The sequence below is a fragment of the Myxococcus sp. NMCA1 genome (assembly GCF_026810205.1).
GTDB classification, from domain to species: domain Bacteria; phylum Myxococcota; class Myxococcia; order Myxococcales; family Myxococcaceae; genus Myxococcus; species Myxococcus xanthus_A.
This window is the reverse complement of the sequence record NZ_CP113950.1, coordinates 7,391,654-7,410,329: the sequence shown is the minus strand read 5'-3', so window position 1 is coordinate 7,410,329 and position 18,676 is coordinate 7,391,654. Positions and strand designations below refer to the sequence as shown.

General features: G+C 69.2%; 16 protein-coding genes and 1 pseudogene. 8 read left to right on the top strand and 9 right to left on the bottom strand.

Features of this window, described 5'->3' with window-relative positions; genetic code table 11:
• Positions 1-34 precede the first annotated feature (34 nt).
• Together OZ403_RS30615 and OZ403_RS30610 are read left to right on the top strand one after the other, a co-directional pair.
• Positions 35-1,507, top strand: a complete 1,473-nt coding sequence (locus tag OZ403_RS30615; protein WP_268782425.1) for a hypothetical protein — start codon at positions 35-37, stop codon at positions 1,505-1,507.
• Positions 1,508-1,513: 6 nt separating this feature from the next.
• The gene (locus tag OZ403_RS30610) at positions 1,514-2,035 is read left to right on the top strand and encodes a tetratricopeptide repeat protein (RefSeq protein WP_140794821.1); all 522 of its coding nucleotides are present in this window, start codon (positions 1,514-1,516) and stop codon (positions 2,033-2,035) included.
• 128 nt (positions 2,036-2,163) lie between these two features.
• Here OZ403_RS30610 and OZ403_RS30605 read toward each other — a convergent pair whose 3' ends face one another.
• The 4 genes from OZ403_RS30605 to OZ403_RS30590 all read right to left on the bottom strand — a co-directional run bounded on the left by OZ403_RS30605 (position 2,164) and on the right by OZ403_RS30590 (position 6,834).
• Complete coding sequence (locus OZ403_RS30605) at positions 2,164-3,357, bottom strand: M48 family metalloprotease (protein ID WP_268782424.1); 1,194 nt, start codon at positions 3,355-3,357, stop codon at positions 2,164-2,166.
• Positions 3,358-3,417: 60 nt separating this feature from the next.
• The gene (locus OZ403_RS30600; RefSeq protein ID WP_174260661.1) at positions 3,418-4,530 is read right to left on the bottom strand and encodes a tetratricopeptide repeat protein; all 1,113 of its coding nucleotides are present in this window, start codon (positions 4,528-4,530) and stop codon (positions 3,418-3,420) included.
• Between the two features lie 277 nt (positions 4,531-4,807).
• Entirely contained in the window at positions 4,808-5,923 is a 1,116-nt protein-coding gene (locus OZ403_RS30595; RefSeq protein WP_268782423.1) for an ArsA family ATPase, read from the bottom strand.
• A complete protein-coding gene (locus OZ403_RS30590) occupies positions 5,920-6,834 on the bottom strand; it encodes an ArsA family ATPase (protein ID WP_026113791.1) in 915 nt (304 codons plus the stop codon). Before OZ403_RS30590 ends, OZ403_RS30595 begins: the two co-directional genes overlap by 4 nt.
• Before the next feature lie 168 nt (positions 6,835-7,002).
• On the opposite strand from OZ403_RS30590, the gene OZ403_RS30585 reads away from it, so the two are divergent.
• Both OZ403_RS30585 and OZ403_RS30580 read left to right on the top strand, forming a co-directional pair.
• Positions 7,003-7,308 carry a hypothetical protein gene (locus tag OZ403_RS30585; protein WP_020478456.1) on the top strand — a complete coding sequence of 102 codons (306 nt, stop codon included), beginning with the start codon at positions 7,003-7,005 and terminating at the stop codon, positions 7,306-7,308.
• 50 nt (positions 7,309-7,358) lie between these two features.
• Positions 7,359-8,159, top strand: coding sequence for a ParA family protein (locus tag OZ403_RS30580; RefSeq protein WP_140799714.1), 801 nt, complete (start codon positions 7,359-7,361; stop codon positions 8,157-8,159).
• A gap of 10 nt (positions 8,160-8,169) precedes the next feature.
• Here OZ403_RS30580 and OZ403_RS30575 read toward each other — a convergent pair whose 3' ends face one another.
• Positions 8,170-8,847 carry a polyhydroxyalkanoate synthesis regulator DNA-binding domain-containing protein gene (locus tag OZ403_RS30575; protein ID WP_140794815.1) on the bottom strand — a complete coding sequence of 226 codons (678 nt, stop codon included), beginning with the start codon at positions 8,845-8,847 and terminating at the stop codon, positions 8,170-8,172.
• 166 nt (positions 8,848-9,013) lie between these two features.
• Here OZ403_RS30575 and OZ403_RS30570 point away from each other — a divergent pair.
• The 3 genes and pseudogenes from OZ403_RS30570 to OZ403_RS30560 all read left to right on the top strand — a co-directional run.
• Positions 9,014-9,073, top strand: a pseudogene (locus OZ403_RS30570) (zinc-ribbon domain-containing protein); the annotation flags it as partial.
• A gap of 513 nt (positions 9,074-9,586) precedes the next feature.
• Complete coding sequence (locus OZ403_RS30565) at positions 9,587-11,389, top strand: hypothetical protein (protein ID WP_268784938.1); 1,803 nt, start codon at positions 9,587-9,589, stop codon at positions 11,387-11,389.
• A 6-nt stretch (positions 11,390-11,395) separates the two neighbouring features.
• Positions 11,396-12,190 (top strand): hypothetical protein, encoded by a 795-nt coding sequence (locus tag OZ403_RS30560; protein ID WP_140876952.1) that lies wholly within the window; start codon positions 11,396-11,398, stop codon positions 12,188-12,190.
• A gap of 30 nt (positions 12,191-12,220) precedes the next feature.
• Here OZ403_RS30560 and OZ403_RS30555 read toward each other — a convergent pair whose 3' ends face one another.
• Positions 12,221-12,490, bottom strand: coding sequence for a twin-arginine translocase TatA/TatE family subunit (locus tag OZ403_RS30555; RefSeq protein WP_011555762.1), 270 nt, complete (start codon positions 12,488-12,490; stop codon positions 12,221-12,223).
• A 69-nt stretch (positions 12,491-12,559) separates the two neighbouring features.
• Here OZ403_RS30555 and OZ403_RS30550 point away from each other — a divergent pair, with 69 nt between their 5' ends.
• Complete coding sequence (locus tag OZ403_RS30550) at positions 12,560-13,285, top strand: glycerophosphodiester phosphodiesterase (RefSeq protein ID WP_268782422.1); 726 nt, start codon at positions 12,560-12,562, stop codon at positions 13,283-13,285.
• A 3-nt stretch (positions 13,286-13,288) separates the two neighbouring features.
• Here OZ403_RS30550 and OZ403_RS30545 read toward each other — a convergent pair whose 3' ends face one another.
• The 3 genes from OZ403_RS30545 to OZ403_RS30535 all read right to left on the bottom strand — a co-directional run bounded on the left by OZ403_RS30545 (position 13,289) and on the right by OZ403_RS30535 (position 18,622).
• Positions 13,289-14,185 carry a hypothetical protein gene (locus OZ403_RS30545; protein WP_174258932.1) on the bottom strand — a complete coding sequence of 299 codons (897 nt, stop codon included), beginning with the start codon at positions 14,183-14,185 and terminating at the stop codon, positions 13,289-13,291.
• A 179-nt stretch (positions 14,186-14,364) separates the two neighbouring features.
• Positions 14,365-17,589, bottom strand: coding sequence for an MXAN_5808 family serine peptidase (locus tag OZ403_RS30540; protein ID WP_140876948.1), 3,225 nt, complete (start codon positions 17,587-17,589; stop codon positions 14,365-14,367).
• Positions 17,590-17,803: 214 nt separating this feature from the next.
• Positions 17,804-18,622 (bottom strand): EI24 domain-containing protein, encoded by an 819-nt coding sequence (locus tag OZ403_RS30535; RefSeq protein ID WP_140799708.1) that lies wholly within the window; start codon positions 18,620-18,622, stop codon positions 17,804-17,806.
• Between the last annotated feature and the right edge of the window lie 54 nt (positions 18,623-18,676).

Below are 18,676 nucleotides of genomic sequence, written 5' to 3'. Positions count from 1 at the left end.
GCGTCTACTTCAACCCCGTCGCGCGAGAGGGTTCATGCTCGACTTCCTCAAAGGTGCGGCCAACCTGCTGGCTGGCCCCATGTCCACCGCGGTGGATTTCGCGGGCAACGCGCTGGGATTGCCGCCGCTCATCACCAACTCCATCAAGACCGCGGCGGGGGTTGCGACGGGCAACGTCATGCTGGCGGCCAGTGGCGCCATGGGCGTGGCGCAGGAGCTGTCGAAGAACCCGCCCGCGAAGACGGAGTACCACTCGTCCTCCTCGGGCAACTCGAAGGCCGACAGCGGCTACGCGCCCTCCGCGTCCTCGTCGCCCATCCTGAATCCGGGCAGCAGCCCGTTGGATCCGAAGATGCTCGACTACTCGGACGCCCTGAAGGTGCTGGAGGCGAACTTCCAGCAGCTGGACCTGCTGGATGGCACGAAGAGCGGCTCGCTGTCGAAGAAGGACCTGCAGCGCATCTCCACGGACTCCAGCCTGTCACCTCAGTTGCGGGACGCGGCCCGCTTCATGGTGGACAACACGGCCCTCTTCGAGCGGCTCGACCGGCAGGGGCCGCTGGCGAGGATTGGCGTCTTCTCTCCGCTGTACAACCTCGACACCTTCTCGGTGAAGGACCTGCAGCGCGAGCTCAAGTCGGTGGATGCGGAGTTCGCGCGGTATGGCCGGCCCGTGCGCCCTGGAAGCGGTGGCACGACGCCTCCCGGGACGGGATGCACGCCCGGCGGTGGTGGCACGACGGCGCCGGGGACGGGCGGCACGTCCGGCGGCGGTGGCTCCGCGCCTGTACCGGGCAGCCCGCCGACTTCGACGGCGAGCCCGCTGGACCCGGACTTCCACGAGTACCACGACGCATTGCGCGTGCTGAACGCGAACTGGGACACCTTCGATACCGCGGTGGGGGCCCGGGACAACGTGCTCACGCGCGACAACCTGGATGCCATCCTGAACAGCCCGGCCGCGTCGTCGACGCTGAAGCGCGCCGCGCAGTTCTTCAAGGACCACCCCGCCTACTACGACCGGCTGGAGATGGCCGCGGGCGTGGGGCCTCGGGACGGCATCGTGGGCCGGCCCGATGTCACGGCCGCGCTGCGCCAGGCGGACGCGGCGCTGGCGTCATCCGGAACGTCGTCCACGAATGGCTCCGGCGGAAGCCGGCCAGTGGGCGGCGCTTCGTCGAATGTGCGGAGCATCGTCGACAACCCCAACATGAGCATCGAGGACAAGATTCAAGCCATCTTGATGTCCATCTCCAGCGACACGGACGAGGAGATTCTCGACGTGATGGAGCAGATGGCGAACGTGCGCGATCAGCGCGCCTCGCTGGGCACCGGTGAGTCGGACCGGAAGGCGGGCGCGAAGCTGGAGAGCAGCATGCAGGAGCTGGAGCTGCGCCTTCAGCGGCTGGTGGAGAAGCGCAAGGCGATGTTCGACCTGATGAGCAACATGTCCTCGAAGTTCCACGAGATGGCGAAGACGGCCATCTCCAACCTGCGGAGCGCCTGAGCCGCCATGGGACGCATCATCAAACACGAGGGAGCGGTGGCCATGCGGATGCAGCGCGGCGCGGTGCAGGGCTTGAAGGCGTTCGCCCGGGGAGAGGCGACGTGGGCCGAAGTGGAGGGGATGACCTTCGAGGAAGCGAAGGCCATTGCCCAGGTGGGGTGTGACCTGGCGGCGGCGGGTCGTCTGGAGGAAGCCCGCATCCTCTTCGAAGGCCTGGTGGAGGGAAACCCGAAGGACGCGGCGGCGCGGGCGGCGCTGGGCACCGTGTACCAGAAGCTGGGCAAGCTGGAAGACGCCATCGCCGAGTACAGCGCCGCGCTGGAGCGCGAGCCCGACAACCCGGTGGCGTTGGCGAACCGTGGCGAGCTCTACCTCCGCAAGGGAGAGCGTCAGGGCTTCACCGACCTGGCGAACGCGGTGGAGGCGGACCCGCATGGCGAGACGGCGGGAGGCCGCCGGGCGCGGGCGCTGGTGAAGGCCATCACCTTGGTGGCGGTGGAGAAGCTGAAGGAGAACTCGCAGCCGTAGTGCCGGAGTCGGGGGGAGTGGGGCCACCCGGCTGTCGGGGAGCGGCCGGGTGGAGGCAGTCGGCGGGTGGGCTCGGGGAAGAGGCGTGGCCGGAAGGGGAGGGGGGAGCCCACCTGTCGACCGCTGTTTCAGGGCGTGGGAAGCGACGCAATCCGTTCGCCGATGGGCGGATGGCTCATGCCCTTGAGGACGACCCAGCGGGGGGGCTCGGGGTCCATCTTGTTGACGCGCGCGGCCTTCACCAGCATGCGCCGGAAGGCGTCCACGTCACCCGTGAGCCGCAGGGCATAGCGGTCCGCTTCACGCTCACGTTCCCGGGAGAAGGCGCCCGAGAGGGGCTTGGCCGTCAGCACGAGGAGGAAGAAGAGCAGGGAGATGAGGGGCAGGTTGTGGATGTCCGCGAAGTGGGTGGCGCCGAACCAGCCCCGCGACGCGGACAGGCGCAAGAGGCGGTCGAGCGCGAAGAGCAGGGCCACCAGCATCAGCGATGAAGCGATGCGGGCGGGCCACTTCGACTCGTTCACATGGCCCGCTTCGTGTGCCACCGCGGCCAGCACTTCGTCCTCCGAGAGTTCCTTGAGGATGATGTCGTTGAGGACGATGGTGCGCGTGGGGCCCTGCCCGGCGAAGTAGGCTTGCAGCCGGCGCGAGGCGACGGAGGTCTCCTCCACGAGGACGTCGGCGAAGGCGATGTCCGCCTGCTCCATGAGGTCCACGATGCGGGTTCGCAGGGGCCCCTCGGGCAGCGGTTTCTGGTTGAAGAAGAGCCTGCTGCGATACGGGTCCAGTGCCCCGGAGACGAGGAGCAGCAGCGCCACGGGCACGCCCAGCACCAGCCACCATTGGCGCAGCTTGCGCGCCAGGCCGAACATGCCGATGACGAGCGCGGAAATGGCGAAGGCCGCCAGCAGTTGGGCCTTGACCATGTCATAGGCGAAGGTGGCGGGCGTCTGCGTGGACATGCCGTGCCGGTGCTCCAGCGTGTAGCTGAACCAGACGTCCACCGGCAGGTAGACGAGCGACACGAACAGGTCCGTGAAGAGGGCGAAGAGCACCGCCGCGCCCCAGCCGGGCTCGCCCCACAGCCGGTCCATGGCGCGGAAGAAGGCGCGGCTGACCGGCGCCGCCCGAAGGAAGCCGAGCCGCCGCTCCAGGCCCGCGGCGGCCGCCACGGCCAGACGGTGGAGCGGTTGGACGAGTACGCCCAACATGAGCAGCATCAGGGCCAGGTTGGCGAAAGGCCCCACCGCGGCCCGGATGTAATAGGGCTGGTGGAAGGCGTGAATCTCCGCCAGTTGCTCGGGCGTGAAGAGGGGCTCCATGGAAGCCCCAGGCTACGCCGTGCGCCCCGACCTGCCCAGCCAGGGGCGTTACTGCTGCGCTCAGGTATGCGGCTCTCTCTCGGAGGAAGGCGCCGCCGACGCGGGCTCGCCCTCCGCGTCCGCCAGCAGCAGGGCCTTCACCTTGGCCAGGCTCTCACGCGTGCGGTCCACGAAGGTGCTCTGCGAGCCGATGCGCTCGGCCGTCTCCAACGTGCGCTCGTAGATGTTGATGGATTTGGTGAGCAGCACCCGAATCTTCTTCCGCAGCTCCTGCCGGTAGATTTCCGCCTCGCTGGCATCCAGCTCCGCGGGGGCGGGCGAGTTCACCATGTGCTCGTAGAGGTTCTCGTACAGCGAACCAATCTGCGTACCCGCAGCGGTGGCCCAGTAGCCGTTGCCCACGCGGATGGAGCGCAGGTAGTGGCCCTGCGCGGACAGGAGCAGCTCGGCTTTGTAGTTGAGGTCCTGGGCGAGCTTGTCCGCGCCCTTCGCCGGGTCCAGCTTCACACCGTCGTAGTGGAGGCGGTACAGCTCACCGATGAAGAAGTGGGCCTGGGCGGGGAAGTAGTCGTCCACCTCGCCCTTGTCCTCCAGGGCGTCATAGGTGGAGAGCGCCTTGCGCAGGGTGACCTCGGCGGTTTCCGGTGAGCCGCTCTCCAACTGGCAGATGCCCTGCTGCACCTGCGCTTCGAGGCGGCGGTTGAGGGGGAGGTCCTCGCGCGCGGCGATGATGCCCAGCAGCTTCGAGGCCTGTTCAAAGCGCTCCAGGTGGTAGTCCACCTCCGCCACGCGGAAGGCCGCGTCCAACGCGTCCCCCTGGCCCTTGGCCGGGTCCGACAGCTCGGAGAAACGGTGGCCGGCCTCTTCCCACTCCTTGAGGCGCTGGTGGGCAAGGCCCGCGTTGTAGAGCGCCGCGCGGCGGTGGCGGCTGTCGGGGAAGAAGTCCACGAGCCGGCCGAAGTAGCGCGCCGCCTGCTGGAAGTCGTTCGCGGCGAAGGCCGACGTGCCGCCCGCGAAGAGCTCCTCGTCGTTGAGCTTGTCCAGCTCCAGGTCCGCCGTCACCGTCACCGCGTCGAAGTGGAGCTCCTGTTTGGGCGCGGTCGCCCGCGGCTCCTCCCGCGCGGCGGAGCCCGTCGTCCGACACCCGGACACAACGACGCCCAGCGCGGCCATCCACCACCACCGGCTGACAGGCTTCTGCTTCAGCGTTCTCCCGTTCACCACATCATCCTCCTGGACCGGCTCCCCCTCCCGGACAGCACCGGGCACCGCGGGGTTCCCACCACCGTCACCGGGTCCGCCAGCTTAATGCGCCCGACCCGTGCGCGCCTCCCCGGCCGCCTGCTTCCCGCGGACGGCTGGACTGAAGAAGTGCGGCGGTTTCACACAAGCACCGTGCGAAACCGGGAAACGCGGCGGTGGACCCGAAGCGTGTGGGCCCCAGGCCGTGTCAGCCGAGTGTCTCGTCGCCCACCAGGTAGCGTCCGGTACGCCAAAGGGCGGAGATATCGTGCACATCCATCGCGAAGCGGGGCACCTGGACGATGGGGACACCCGGACAAGCGGCCTGGAGCTGGGCGATGCCGGTGCGGTCCTGCTCAGCCATGATTTGCTGGTCGCGCAGCGTCTCTTCCACCTTGGCGCGGCGGCTGGGCGTCAGCGTGGCCGCGTCCGCCCACAGCGCCTCCGTGGGCATGGGGTGCACACGGTTGACCACCAGCGACACCACTTCCATGCGGTGCTGCTTGAGCATCTTGTGGAAGTGGATGGCTTCGTCCATTCGCTCGGGGTGGGGGCTCGTCACCAGCACGAAGCCGGTGTTCGGGTCCTCCAGCAGCTGGCGCACGCCCCGGGCGCGCTCGCGAAAGCCCTCGTTGAGCGAGGAGATGGCGAGCATGAAGTTGGAGAGCTCCTGGAGCATCTCCGTGCCGGTGAACTTGGCCAGGCCCCGCATGACATAGCCGCCGCGGTTGAACAGGGACATCCCCAGCTTGCCGGCCTTGAGCGCCGGGGTGAGGAGCCACTTCGCCGCGTCATTGTCCAGGAAGTCCAGCACGCGGTTGGGCGCATCCAGGAAGTCCAGCGCGTGCGCGGTGGGCGGCGTGTCCAGGACGATGAGCTCGTAGTTGCTGCTGCGGCGCAGCTCCCACAGCTTCTCCATGGAGATGTACTCCTGGCTGCCCGCCAGGGCCGTGGAGAGCGACTGGTAGAAGCGGTTGGACAGGATGCGCTCGCGCTGCTCGGGCGGAGCGACGCGGGTGATGAGCTCGTCCCACGTCTGCTTCATGTCCAGCATCATCGCGTACAGCGACGCGCGGGGATGGACGCCCAGTGGCTCCAGCGCGGTGGCGGGGACGCGCGTCTCCGCGTTGCCCAGCGCCGTGAGGCCCAGCGAGTTGGCCAGCCGCCGCGCCGGGTCGATGGTGCACACCATGCTGGAGCGCCCATCCACCGACGCGCGCAGGGCCAATGCGGCCGCCGCCGTCGTCTTGCCCACGCCGCCGGAGCCCACGCAGATGAGGACGCGCTTGCCCGCAAGCGCGGGCGACAGGGCCGTCGTGCTCACGCCGCCCCCGTCACGAGAGGTTCGAGGTGCTCCATGACCTGTTCAATCGCCTTGCGCCCGAACTCGGGCGTGAAGAGCCGGGGGACGGGGTAGACGGGCGCGTGCAGGTTGCGCTCCAGCTTCGTCCCGGCGAGCACCGCCTGCGCCGCGCGGTCGTGGTGCGCCTGGGCCACGGCGAGCAGCTCCGGATGGCCCCCCAGGGCCTCCAGGTCCGCTTCGGTGAAGCGCTCCGGAAAGGATTGGTTGAGCACCGCCGCGTGCGTGCGCAGGCTCACCTTGTCCCGCAGCGCCGCGTGCAGCTCCAGCGCCTCGTTCACCGGCATCTCCTCGGGGAGCGCCACCAGCACGGCGGCCGTCACCGCCGGGTCCACCAGGAGGTCGCGCATCTTCTGGGCCTCGCGGGCCATGGGCCCCGGCGGCACCGTTTGAATCAGCACCTGCGGCACGCTGAGGAAGGAGATGGCGTGGCCCGTGGCCGGCGCGTCCATGATGACGGTGTCGAACCGCCAGCGCCCGTCCGGGAGCTTCTCCTGCAGGTGGAACATGATTTTTCCCAGCAGCACCAGCTCCTGCAGGGACGGGATGAAGCGGAGGAACTGGCGCACCAGCCGGTTCTCGAAGACCGTCTTGTAGAGGGTCTCGAAGCGGAGGACCATGAGGCCGTACTCGCGCATGGCCTCCTGGGGGCGCACGTTGACGGCCCAGAGGTTCTGCTCCAACTGGGCCACTTCGGGCCCGGCTTCGGGGCGCTCCAGGAAGCGGCTGACGCGCTCCTGGGTGTTCACTTCGCACACCAGGGTGCGCTTGCCCGCGCGCGCCGAGCGCAGGGCCAGGGCCGCTGCAACGGTGCTTTTGCCGACTCCGCCCTTGCCGGAGACGATCCACAGGCGCTTGTCGAGTAGTCCGGCCATAGAATGAGAGCGGCGAACCGTAGGAATCGTGTTCACAGGAGTCAACGCGTTTGGCCTCGGCTTGTTGCTCTGCTTGACACGTCGCGTTGCCCCCTCGCAGAGTGCGGCGTTTTCTTCAAGACTTCCAGACGGCCCGGTAGGGCTTTGCTCGCGAGGACGCGCGTTTTCATGCTCAAGAACAACCCGGTGATGAAGAAGCTCGTGGAGACGGGCGAGGAGCGCATCGGCAAGCTGGCGCAGCAGCTGCTCTCGAACGAGAAGTTCGTGGCGGCGGTGCAGACGCTGGTGTCGCGCTCCCTGGCGGCGAAGGGCACCTTGGACAGCGCCCTGCGCACGGCCCTGTCCGCCGCGAACCTGCCGTCCACCGCGGACCTGGAGCAGCTTCGTTCGAAGGTGGACGACCTGGAGCGTCTGCTCTCGTCCGTCGAGGGCAAGGTCGACACGCTGCTGGCGGCGAAGTCCCCGAAGAAGTAGTCCGCACGTCGGAAGCCGCCACCTTCTCGGTGGATGAGGAGTGCCCAGTCATGAGGCGCATCGCGTTCATCAATGAGAAGGGCGGGACCTGCAAGACGACCCTGGCGGTGAACACCGCCGCCTGGCTGGCCAAGGAGCGCGGCCTGCGGGTGCTGCTGGTGGACCTGGACACGCAGGGCCACGCGGGCAAGGCCCTGGGCGTGGACGTGCGCACCTTGCCGCGCAACGTGTTTCACCTGCTGACGGACTCGTCGGTGCGCTTCGAGGACGTGGTCCAGCGCTCGGCTCTCGAGGGCCTGGATGTGTTGCCCGCCTACAAGGAGATGGCGGACTTTCCCATCGTGGTGGCCGCGGATGAACGCCGGGCCCACCGGCTGGCGGACCGCCTGCGCGCGGCGGAAGCGGCGGGCTATGACGCCATCGTCTTCGACGCGCCGCCCTCCATGGGGACCACCACGCGCAACATCCTGGTGGCCGCCACCGAGGTGGTGGTGCCGGTGGCGCTGACGTACCTGGCGCTGGATGGCTGCGCGGAGGTGGCGGATACCGTGCGCCAGGTGGGCGAGGCGGAAGGGCGGCCGGACCTTCGCGTCACGAAGGTGGTGCCCACGCTGTACCGGAAGACGGCGCTGGCCACGGCGATTCTGGAGCGCCTGAAGGCCTACTTCCCGGACGCGCTGGCGGCCACGCCGCTGGGCTACGACGTGAAGGTCGACGAGGCCCAGAGCCACGGGCAGACCATTTGGGAGTACGCGCCGCGCAGCCGGGGCGCACAGATGCTGGCCGCCATCGCCGCGGAGTTGCACGGAGAGCCCGCCCCCAAGCGGAGGCGGGCCTCACAGAAGGCCTGAAGCCGCGCGGTTACTCCTGCTTCGGCGGGCCCTTCTGCTGCTCGGCCTGCTCCAGCTTCTTCTCCAGCTCCTCGAGGCGCTGGGTGAGCGAAGCCATGTCGCGGCCAAGCGCGGGCAGGTTGCCGGTGAGGTTCTCCACGACGTGCTTCACGCGCTCGTCGATTCGCCGCTGCCACTCCTCGAAGGCGCGCTGGCTGGCCTTGAGGAGGTCGGCCGGGCTGAGCCCAGCTGCCGCGGCGTTGTCCGCGGCGGTGGTGTCCTCAGGGGGGGCGACGGGGGCTTCGGGCTCTCCCTCTGCCCGGGGGGCGTTCTCGTCCCGGCGCAGGAGCTTGTCGAGACGGGACTCGGCCTCCTCGCGGATGGAGGCGACTCGCGGGGAGACCTCCTTCTGGATGAACCCGGAGATGGACTCGCCGGGGTGGCGGATGATTTCCCGCAGCACCGACAGCGGCATCTGGTTCTTCTTCTTCTCCTCTTCGAAGATGATCTGCGCGAGGGTGACGGAGGTCAGGTCCTCCTTGGTACGATTATCGACAATCCGTACCTCGGTGCCCTCCTTGATCATCGCTGCGATCTCATCAAGGGTGACGTATCGGCTCTCCACGGTGTCGTAGAGCTTCCGGTTCGTGTACCGCTTGATGATCTTCGGCTCCTTGCTCGGAGCGCCTGCTTGCTCAGCCTCGCTCATGTGTCTCTCCGCCCCTTTTGGGCTCGACATCAAGCCACGTGCCCCGCCTGAGTCTCGCAGGGGCGTTTCTCGTAGCAGAGGGGGTGGGGGCGAGCAAGCAACGTGAACCCGGCTCGCCGTGCCTACCCCGTCGTCCTATACTCGTGCTTCCAGCCGGGCCTGCTGAATGATCGTCAAGTGTGAACGGTGCCAGACGCGGTTCAAGATCCCCGACGAGAAGGTGACCGAGAAGGGGGTCAAGGTCCGCTGCACCAAATGTCAGAACACGTTCCGGGTCACCCGCGAGGCCGCTGTCGGCGCTCCGGGCGAGCCGCCAGCCCCCTCCTCGGACGGGCAGGTGGACCCTTTCGCCCAATTTGGGGTCGCGCCAGACCCCACGTCAGTGGACGTCACCAAGCCGGGCTACTTCGAGCTGGGCGTCGAGGCGAGCAAGCCGATGCCTGCTCGCCCCAGTGCCCCCGCGTCGAACTGGAACAGCATGGACGGGGACCTGGGCTTGGAAGACGGTGTTTTCCGGGAGCCCACGCGAATTACGTCGCTGCCGCTGCCTCCCGCCGCGCGTCCGCCCGATGCGCCGGTTGGCCGCGCGCCACCGCCGGGCGCTTTCGTGGTTCCAGGCCCTGAGCGTTCGGGGCGTCCACCCGCCGCAGTGCCTGCGCCCCCTGGTCCGGGAAGCGCACCTGCGCGAGCGGCGGGGGCCCGAGGGGCGGGTGGCTCCGCTGGCATGGAGGACCGCTCCGTGCCTCCCGTCCCCGAGTCCGCTGGGCCCTCTGTGTCCCCGGCCAGTGCTCGCCGAAACGCCGCGCCGCCGGTGGCCGACCCGTTCTCGGAGCTCTTGGGGCCGTCTTCGCCTGCCGAGCCGTCGGCTGCGGCCACGAATGCGCTCCGCCGAAGCGCGGTGACGCCGCCTCCGGGGGGCGCGCCCGCGGGCGCCGTGGCGCTCGGGACGATGCGCCCGGGCGCGGCTCCGCCTCCCGCTGCTCCGCCCGCTTATGGTGGGGACGACCCGTTCGCGTCCATCGACATCGACGATGCGGCAGCGATGCCATCGACGGCCACGGGGGCGCCGCCACCGGTGGAGAACGACCCGTTCGCATCCATCGACATCGACGATGCGACGGTTCCGTCAGCGGCTCCCGGGCTGCCTCGGCCCGTGGGGAGCGACCCGTTCGCGTCCTTCAGCATCGACGATGCGGCGGTTCCGTCGGCGGCTCCCGGGCTGCCTCGGCCCGTGGGGAGCGACCCGTTCGCGTCCATCGACATCCATGCGGCGGGGCCCGCGAAGTCCCCTAGGGCTGCGTCACCTTCAGTCGGAAGCGGTCCTCTCGCGGCGGCCGACATTCACGCCGCGAGGCCCGCGAAGCCCTCCAAGGCCGCGTCGCCTTCAGTAGGAAGTGGTCCTCTCTCGGCGGTCGACCTCCATGCGTCGTCGCCGGCCGCTGCGGGCGGCAACGACCCCTTCGCCGCCATTGACCTGCGGGCACCTGCCGCGTCGACTCGGAAGGCAGCGCCGCCGCCTGCCGGGAGCGACCCGTTCGCCTCTATCGACATCCACGCTGACGCTTCCGCCGCGTCCGGCAGTGGGCCTGTTCCAGGCGGGAGTGACCCGTTCGCGGCCGTCGACCTCCACGCCGACCCTCCGGCCGCGATACAGCCTTCCGCGAATCCCCGGGACTTGTTCGACCTTGGCTCGGACGTGGGCGGGCACGGCGAGGATTCCGGCCTGCTGCCCACGGACACGGGCCGCGCCGCGCTGTTCGGGACCTCGGATGCCTCCGACGCCTCCCTGCTTGGCGATGTCCCCTCCGCCGTGGATGACGCGGAGGCCTTTGGCGTCACCCTGGGCCGGGTCGGGGCACCCAGCGGCGTCCAGCGCGAGGTGCTGGACATGGACGGGCTGCCGTCGAAGCCCGTGGTCACCGTGGCCAAGCCCACCGCGCGTCCCGAGGACGTGGGCATCCCGCAGAGCCGCCCGTCGAGCCGGCTTCGCAAGGCGTTGGGCTTCACCGTCAACTTCGTGTTGGCCGCGGCCCTGGTGGCCGTGCTGGGCACGGTCGGCCGGGTGTACCTGAGCGAGGGGCGCCTGGATGTGTCGGCCCTGTCGCTGGACTCCCTGCGCGCGCTCTTCGTGCCCGCGCCGAAGCCGCTCGTGGCCGTGGATGTGACGAATGGGCTGTACGAGACGCGCGAGGGCCGGTCGCTCTTCTACGTCCGAGGGGACGCGGCGAACCATTCGGACACCGCTGCCCGCATCCGCGTGCGCGCCGCGCTGTATGACGGCAGCCAGCGTGTGGCCTCCGCCGAGGCGCTCGTGGGCGGGGTCCCCACGCCCGAGGAACTCTACGCCGTGGGCTCACTCGACGCGGCCGTGGCCCTGCGCCAGCGCGTCGACGAGGCTGCCGTCTCCGTGGCGCCCGGCGCCAAGGCCCCCTTCGTCGTCATCTTTCCCGAGCACCCCGTGGACCCGGGGGGCTTCCGGTTGGAGCTGACACTGGAGCCCGAGCGTTCCAAGGCGGCGGAGGCCGCCCCCCGGCCGGAGTGAGCCACCATGCCCACGCAGGAGGATGCCCGGACCGTCGCGCGCTTCATCCATGCCTTGAGCGGGGGGGCGGAGGTCCGTCGCAAGGCCGCCGCCCGTGAGCTCGCCTGGAGGGATCCGCTCGACTCCAACGAACTGGTGGGCCACCTCATCGCCCTCTCGCGCGCGGGGTGGGGGCCCGCCTCCTGCGCGTTGTCGGACTTCATGGCCGCGCTCGAGCAGGAGGCCGAGCACATCCCCCACGTGGAGTCGCTGCGGCGGCTCGCGTACGTCCAATCGCTCGACACCGTGGCGGACCTGTTCGCCCAAGGCCCCGCGAAGCTGGAGATGGACGCGGACGCCGCTGCCCGTGCGGACGCCAACGCCTTCTCCCAGTCGCTCGGGCACCTGAAGCAGCAGGCCCGCCTCACGAGGGACCCGGACACCCTGTCTCGCCTGGCCACCGTCAGCAATCCCACCGTCCTGCGCAACGTGCTCATCAACCCCCGGCTCACCGAGGAGCTGGTGGTCCGCATCGCCGCGCGCCGCCCGGCCCGACCCGAGCCGCTCATCGAAATCTGGAAGTCACCCCGCTGGTCCGTGCGCCATGCCATCCGGCGCGCGCTCGTCTTCAACCCCTACCTGCCGCCGGAGACGGGCGCGAAAATCGTCCCGCTGCTCAACACGGCGGACTTGAGGGAGCTTGTCTCGAACGCCGCCCTGCATCCCGCCTTGCGGGCACAGGCCTCCCGGCTGCTCGCCGAAGGCCATGGGACAGGGCCCGCGGCCGCGTCACTCATCCCCGGGCATCGCGGGCACGACTGACGGGCTTCGCATCCTGGGGAGGGGAGGGGCCTAGCGGCGGCGCGGCTGCTCGGGCTCCGTGAACTCGGCGTCCGTGGTGCTGCGGCGGCCCGGAGGCAGCGGCTTCGCATCCACCAGGTCCTCGCCGCGCGACGCCTTGCGGAACGAGTACACGAACTTGCCCACGGCATTGCCGAGCTGACCCATGCGGGCGGCCGAGAAGACCACCAGCAGGATGAAGCCGAGGACGATGATTTCTCCGAGGCCGAGGCCCAGCATGATGGAGCACAGTGCAGCAAAGGGCGGGGGGAGGCAAGCCATGCGTCCACCGCCGCACGCCCGGTTGGACTTCTGATGCACGGCGGCGGCCACCCGCGCAGACTGGAGGGCATGCTCCTGCTTGCCCACCGTGGCGCCAGCGCCGATGCCCCCGAGAACACCCTGGAAGCCTTCGCCGAGGCGGTCCGCCAAGGCGCGGATGGTGTGGAACTGGACGCGATGCTCTGTGGCTCGGGCGAGGTCGTCGTCTGTCACGACGAGCGCCTGGAGCGCCTCGCGCGGCTGCCGTGGGAGGTTCGCCTCACCCCGTGGTGGAAGCTCCAGCGGGCGGACGTCGGCTCGCCGCTGGGCTTCGCCCCCGCCCGAATCCCGCTGTTGGAAGAGGTGCTGGAGGCCCTGCCACCTCAGTTCCTGGCCAACATCGAGCTCAAGTGCGAGCGCGCCGACGACGGAGGCCTGGCGGAGCAGGTGGCGCGGCTGGTGCGTCGGCGCGGGCTGGCGGGCCGGGTCGTCATCTCCAGCTTCAACCCGCTGTGTCTCTTCCGCCTGGCGGCCGCGGCGCCGGAGCTGCGCCGGGGGCTGCTCATCGACCCGGACAAGTCCTGGGCCATGCAGGCCTACGGGGTGAGCCCGCTCGTGTCGTCACACTCGGTCCACCCCTTCCACGAGGCCTGCACCCCGGAGCGGGTGGCCGCATGGCGCGCGGCCGGGATGAGCGTGGCGGCGTGGACGGTGGATGACCCCCAGCGCGCCCATGTCCTGGAGCGGATGGGGGTCAGCTACCTCATCACCAACCGGCCGGGGGCGGTCCGTCAGGCCCTGCACCCCGCCGCGTAGCGCTCAGAAGTCCAGGCCGAGCGTGGTGTTGAAGGCGAAGACGGCCGGCAGGCCCCGGTCCACGGTGCTGCCGTTCTCCTCGTAGGAGACGCTGCCCGTGCGCGTCAGCGACAGCTCCGCGCCCAGTTGGAGCACGCCGCCGATGAAGCGGACGCCGCCGTAGATGCGCTGGTTGATGTTGCTGCCGAAGGACACCTTCCGGTACGCGGCGGTATCCGTCAGCGCCACGCGCGAGTCGTCCCCCGTCGTGTCATCGAAGCTGCGGTCCGGGTTGAAGTCGATGCGGCTGGACGTCGCGCCGACGAAGCCCAGGTCCAGGCCGCCGTAGGGCGTCAGCGTCACCATGCCGCCCAGCGGGAACTGCTTGCCCACGCCGAAGTCCAGGCCCATGACGGTGAGGCCCAAATCCCGGGCGCCGAACAGCTTCGTCACGTGTCCGCGCACGCCGAAGTCGGGCAGGTAGGTGAAGCCCTCGTTGGCGGCCCACTTCAGCTCGCCGGTGGCCACCACCTGGCTGCTCTTCTCCACCCAGCCCACGCGCCCACCCAGCTCCAGCGAGAAGGGCAGGCCCTTGCGCGCGTGGAAGGAGGGGATGAGCACCGTGGAGGGCTGCTCGTTCTGCGTGGGGATGTTCACGCTGCCGGGCAGCGACACCACGGAGAGCTCCGCGTTGATGGCCCAGGCCGAGTGGCCCGTCGTCTCCGGGGGCATCAGGTTCACGGAGGTGATGGCCGCGCCCATGATGCGGGCGAAGGCCTGGAAATCCGCGTCGGCGGACGCCACAGGGTTGTCGCCCGTGGGGTTGCCGAACCGCGCGATCTGCAGGTCATTGGGCGCCGCGACAACGGACGCGCCTGACGCCCAGGCCGCGAGGGCCACCCACCGACTGAACGTCCGCATTCGAGTCACCGCCTCCAGGGCGCGCGACCGGCCGGTAAGGCGCCCACCGCGCCGGACGCTAACGCCTGCTCGCGAGGAGCGTCAACAAAACGGGCGACCCCTCCCGCGGTCTCCTCTCAGGGAGTCCCGCTGGAAAGGCCGCCCGGAAGGAGGCGGCGGGCCAGGTGGGCGCGGGGCGCCTACTGCGGCTGCGGCTTGCTGGAGGGGCTCCCGGTGGGGGACGCCATCTTCTGGGCGACCTCGGCCGGGCGGCGGCGGATGACCAGCGTGCGGCGGCTGGCGAAGTCATTGTCCTCGCGCGCCACCACCAGCACGTTGTTGTTGCCCTCCTTCAGCGCGAACTCCGTGGAGAACTTCAGCGTGTTCGGCTCGGAGCCCTTGGGGTCCACGCCCTTGAAGTAGACCTTCTGGTCGTTCACCAGCACGTAGACGTCCAGGAGCCCGTGGGGGTCCGTCACCACGCCGGAGAGCGTGAACTTGTCCCCGTTGGCCACCAGGCCGCCAGCGGCCGGATCCACGTCCAGGCGGATGTCGGGCGGCCGGTGGTTGGTGACCAGCGTGGCCTTTGGCGCGGTGGCCTTGCCCGTCTTCAGCTCCTTCGCGTCCTGGCTGCGCACGAAGGCGAAGCGGTCCTTCTCCAGCTCCACGCGGTAGTAGCCCTTGGTGACCGCCTCGGCGGGTAGCACCGTCGTCCCGCTCAGCTTCGCCACCGCGCGCGCGCCCTGCGCGGGAGCGCCATACAGGTCCACCTTGTCGCCCACGCGGACGAAGCCCTTCTTCGGCTCCATCGTGGCGATCGCGGCGTCGGTGACGGGGAGCTCCAGCTTCTCCATCACGAACTCCTCGAGCGGCTCGTCGATGATGGCCAGCTTCAGCGGGAAGGTGTTGCCCTTGAAGCCCTTCTTCACCTCCAGTTGGAAGCGCGCCGTCTTCGTCTCACCGGGCTTCAGCTCGCCCAGTTTGAAGCGGCCCTTCTCGATGAAGATGTTGGCGTCGCCGCCATTCTTGATCTGCGTGAAGGAGTCGAGCGCCGTGCCGGTGCCCGCGTTCGTCACGTCCAGCAGCACGGAGACAGTCTCCCCACGCTGCACGGTGCCGTCGCCGTTGCAGGTGGCGCAGTCGTCGATGACCTGCCAGTTGAAGGCGAAGGCGGGGCGGGGCAGCTCCACGAAGTTGAGCTCGGCCACCCGCGTCTCAGGCAGGGCGCCGTGGTCATCGAAGAAGCGCACCGTCACGTCGTCGCGGCGGCTGGTGAGGTCCTTGGGCAGGCGCACCTTCACCTTCCACGTCTTCTTCTCACCCGGCGCCAGCGCGCCGAACAGGAACTCGCGGCGGTCCAGGAAGGCGTTGTCGCTCTCCGTCCAGGCGCGCACGCGCTTGAGCGGCTCGGTGCCACGGTTCTCCGCGGTCAGCGCCATCTCCATCACCTCGCCCGCCAGAATCTTCGCGTCCGGGCCCGGCGTCAGCGACACGGCCATCTGCACGTTCTTCGGCGTGGGACCCGCGCTCCAGTCCACGCCCAGCGCGGCGATGGCGGCGTTGATGCGGGACTCCTCCTCGGCGCGCTTCTGGTCGATGAACGCCTTGCCCTGCTTGAGCTGCTCCTTGCGCGTGGTGGCCGGAGCGCGCAGCACGAAGTCGCGGGCGAACTGGACCTCGAAGTCCTCCTTGATCTCCTCCTGGGCCTCGGCGTCGAGCTGGTCGTCCAGGTCCTCACCCATGCCGGCCACGTCCACGTCCAGCAGCGGGTCCTTGTCCCCGTGCTTCTTGGCGTTGGCGGCCGTCTTCGGCGCGGCCTTGCTCTCTTCCTTCTTGGCGGTGGCCTGGGCCTGCTTCTCGTCCACCTTCAGGTACTTGAGGCTCTCCAGCGGCTTCTCGCGGTCGAGCACGTCCTCGCGCTTCTTGGCGACGGTGCTGGAGTCCGGGTTGCCGAAGTGCTGGTCCAGGTCGGCCTCGCCCATGGAGCGGCGCGGCGCGAACACGTCCACGCGCTCATCGGTGGCGCGGGTGGGGACCAGTTGGATGTCCGGGACGATACCGACCTCCTGGATGGAGACGTCGCCCGGGGTCAGGTACTTGGCGATGGTCAGCTTCAGCGCGCTGTCATCCGGGAAGTCGTACAGCACCTGCACGCTGCCCTTGCCGAACGTCTGACGGCCGATGATGGTCGCGCGGTCGAGGTTCTTCAGCGCGCCGGCGACGATTTCGGACGCGGAGGCGCTGCCGGCGTTCACCAGCACGGCGATGGGGTAGCTGTCCTCACCATCCGTAGCGCGCGCGCGCTTCTCCTCGCGCAGCTTGTCGGACAGGCCCACCGTCGCGACGATGGTGCCGCTGGACAGGAACGTGTCGGACACCTGGATGGCCTGCTCCAAGAGGCCGCCCGGGTTGCCGCGCATGTCGAGCACCAGGCCCTTGAAGCCGCCCTTCGCGTCCGCCTGCTTGCGCAGCTGCGTCAGCGCCGCCTCGAGGTCGCGGGTGGTGTTGCCCTGGAAGTTCTTCAGCCGGATGTAGCCCACGTTGTTGGAGAGCATCTTGTGCTGCACGCTCTCGATGGAAATCATGGCGCGCGAGAGCGTCATGATGCGGGGCTTGTCCCAGCCGTCGCGCTCCACGGTGATGGTGATGCGGCTGTCCACCGGGCCGCGCAGCTTCGACACGGCCTCGTTGAGGTCCATGTTGACGGTGGACTCCTCGCCAATCTTCTTGATGCGGTCGTCCTTCTGGATGCCGGAGCGGTGCGCGGGCGTCTTCGGGATCACCTTGACCACGGTGAGGTTGCCCTCGCGCATCTGGATGACGAAGCCCAGGCCGCCGAACTCACCCTTGGTGGACAGCTTCATCTCCCGGTACAGCTCCGGGCGCAGCAGCACCGAGTGCGGATCCAACGTGGACAGCATGCCGTTGACGGCCGCGTACTCCACGTCGCGCGTGTCCTCGATGGGCCGCATGTTCTTCGACAGGAAGTCGAAGACGTCCTTGAGCGCGAAGGACATCTTCCACAGCGAGTCCACGTGGGCGATGTCGAACTCGCGCTGCTTGCCGTTCACGTTGACGTTGAGCTTGCCCGTCTCCGCGTTGCCGTCCACGAGCACGTCGGGAACGCTCTTCTCGACGTACTCCAGCGAGGCGATCATCATCTCCTTCGGCTTCACCCGCTTGGGGTCGACGTAGTTCTCCTTCACGTAGAGGATGACCTTCGTCAGGACGCGCAGGCTGTTGAGGTCGTGCGGGGCCTTCTCGCCTTTGACGGCAGGAAGACTGCCGTCCCACGAGCCTTGCCCGGCCTCGGCTGCACCCATGGTCAGCGGCAAGGGAGCCCGGTCACTGCCCACCAGGGCCCAGGCGCCGAGGAGCACGGCAACGGCTGTGATTCGGCGGAGGAAACGCGGCATTTGGTTCATCCAAGCTGGGGCGCGCTGTCCGGCACCCCGGGTGTGGCGAGAAGCCTTGAGATTTCGACCGTTTATACCGAGTAGGCGAACACTGTAAGCGGCCGGGCAAGCCTAATCACGGGCTCCTGGTGCTTCAAGGCATCGCCTCTCTGCTGGTGGAGCAGAACGTCCCTGGCGGGCATTGCGTTCCCGGTTCCCCGGGTTGGACACCCGGCTCGGGCGTTTATTTCAACGCAGCGGTAGTGGACTCCCCAGGAGGGGGCGCCAGCAGCCGGGCCTCGCGCAGCCCGCCATAAAGCAGGGTGCCGGCGACGATGGCCACCGGGAGGAAGAAGGCGTTGAGGATGGGGACCCAGAGCAGCACGTAGATGCCCGCGCCCAGGCCCAGGCAGAGCGCCCGGCGCTCGCGCAGCATCCGGCGCACCTCGGCGAAGGGATACAGGTGACGCGTCATGGGGGCGGCCAGGTACTCGCCCGCCATCCACGTCATGGTGTACAGGCTGGCGAGGAGCGTCCACAGCACGCTGCCCACCCCCGGTATCAGGTGGAGGGGCAGGAGCACAGCCAGGCCCGCGAGGAGGAAGAACAGCCGCGCGAGCGTATGGGCGATGCCGGTGACGAGCCCCCGGACGAAACCCGCCACGGTGAAAGAGGTTCCCGGGCCGCCGCCACAGGCCTCTTCGGTCAGCTCGGACAGTGGATCCTGGAGCGGGGCCAGCAACAGGGGCGGCAGCACGTTGGCGCCCACGACCCAGAGCACCAGGCCGGACAACACCAGCACCGTGGTCCAAGCGGCCTGGCCGTACCAGCTCTCCGGGCGGGTCCAGACGGATTCCAGGGCACCGGGGGCGTAGCGCCACAGCAGCCAGACGAGCCCCACGAGGGCGGCGGCGGTGACGGCGGCACAGAGGGCGGACAGCAGGAACAGCCGGCGGTCGCGCAGGATGAGGGAGAAGGCCCGGCCGAGGAGCCCCATCCCCTGGAAGAAATCGGACAGGCGGGGCTGGGGGGAGATGGTGGGGAGGGTGGAATGTGGGCTCATAAAGGCCAGTGCGCAAATCCGGGCGGGTCGAAAGGTCTAGGTTATATAGGGCGC

Coding starts and splice junctions, on each gene's coding strand:
- OZ403_RS30590 (WP_026113791.1), bottom strand. CDS start 6,834: ATGGCCGGACTACTCGACAAGCGCCTGTGGATCGTCTCCGGCAAGGGC.
- OZ403_RS30580 (WP_140799714.1), top strand. CDS start 7,359: ATGAGGCGCATCGCGTTCATCAATGAGAAGGGCGGGACCTGCAAGACG.
- OZ403_RS30575 (WP_140794815.1), bottom strand. CDS start 8,847: ATGAGCGAGGCTGAGCAAGCAGGCGCTCCGAGCAAGGAGCCGAAGATC.
- OZ403_RS30535 (WP_140799708.1), bottom strand. CDS start 18,622: ATGAGCCCACATTCCACCCTCCCCACCATCTCCCCCCAGCCCCGCCTG.
- OZ403_RS30585 (WP_020478456.1), top strand. CDS start 7,003: ATGCTCAAGAACAACCCGGTGATGAAGAAGCTCGTGGAGACGGGCGAG.
- OZ403_RS30560 (WP_140876952.1), top strand. CDS start 11,396: ATGCCCACGCAGGAGGATGCCCGGACCGTCGCGCGCTTCATCCATGCC.
- OZ403_RS30555 (WP_011555762.1), bottom strand. CDS start 12,490: ATGGCTTGCCTCCCCCCGCCCTTTGCTGCACTGTGCTCCATCATGCTG.
- OZ403_RS30545 (WP_174258932.1), bottom strand. CDS start 14,185: ATGCGGACGTTCAGTCGGTGGGTGGCCCTCGCGGCCTGGGCGTCAGGC.
- OZ403_RS30600 (WP_174260661.1), bottom strand. CDS start 4,530: ATGGCCGCGCTGGGCGTCGTTGTGTCCGGGTGTCGGACGACGGGCTCC.
- OZ403_RS30605 (WP_268782424.1), bottom strand. CDS start 3,357: ATGGAGCCCCTCTTCACGCCCGAGCAACTGGCGGAGATTCACGCCTTC.
- OZ403_RS30540 (WP_140876948.1), bottom strand. CDS start 17,589: ATGAACCAAATGCCGCGTTTCCTCCGCCGAATCACAGCCGTTGCCGTG.
- OZ403_RS30610 (WP_140794821.1), top strand. CDS start 1,514: ATGGGACGCATCATCAAACACGAGGGAGCGGTGGCCATGCGGATGCAG.
- OZ403_RS30615 (WP_268782425.1), top strand. CDS start 35: ATGCTCGACTTCCTCAAAGGTGCGGCCAACCTGCTGGCTGGCCCCATG.
- OZ403_RS30550 (WP_268782422.1), top strand. CDS start 12,560: ATGCTCCTGCTTGCCCACCGTGGCGCCAGCGCCGATGCCCCCGAGAAC.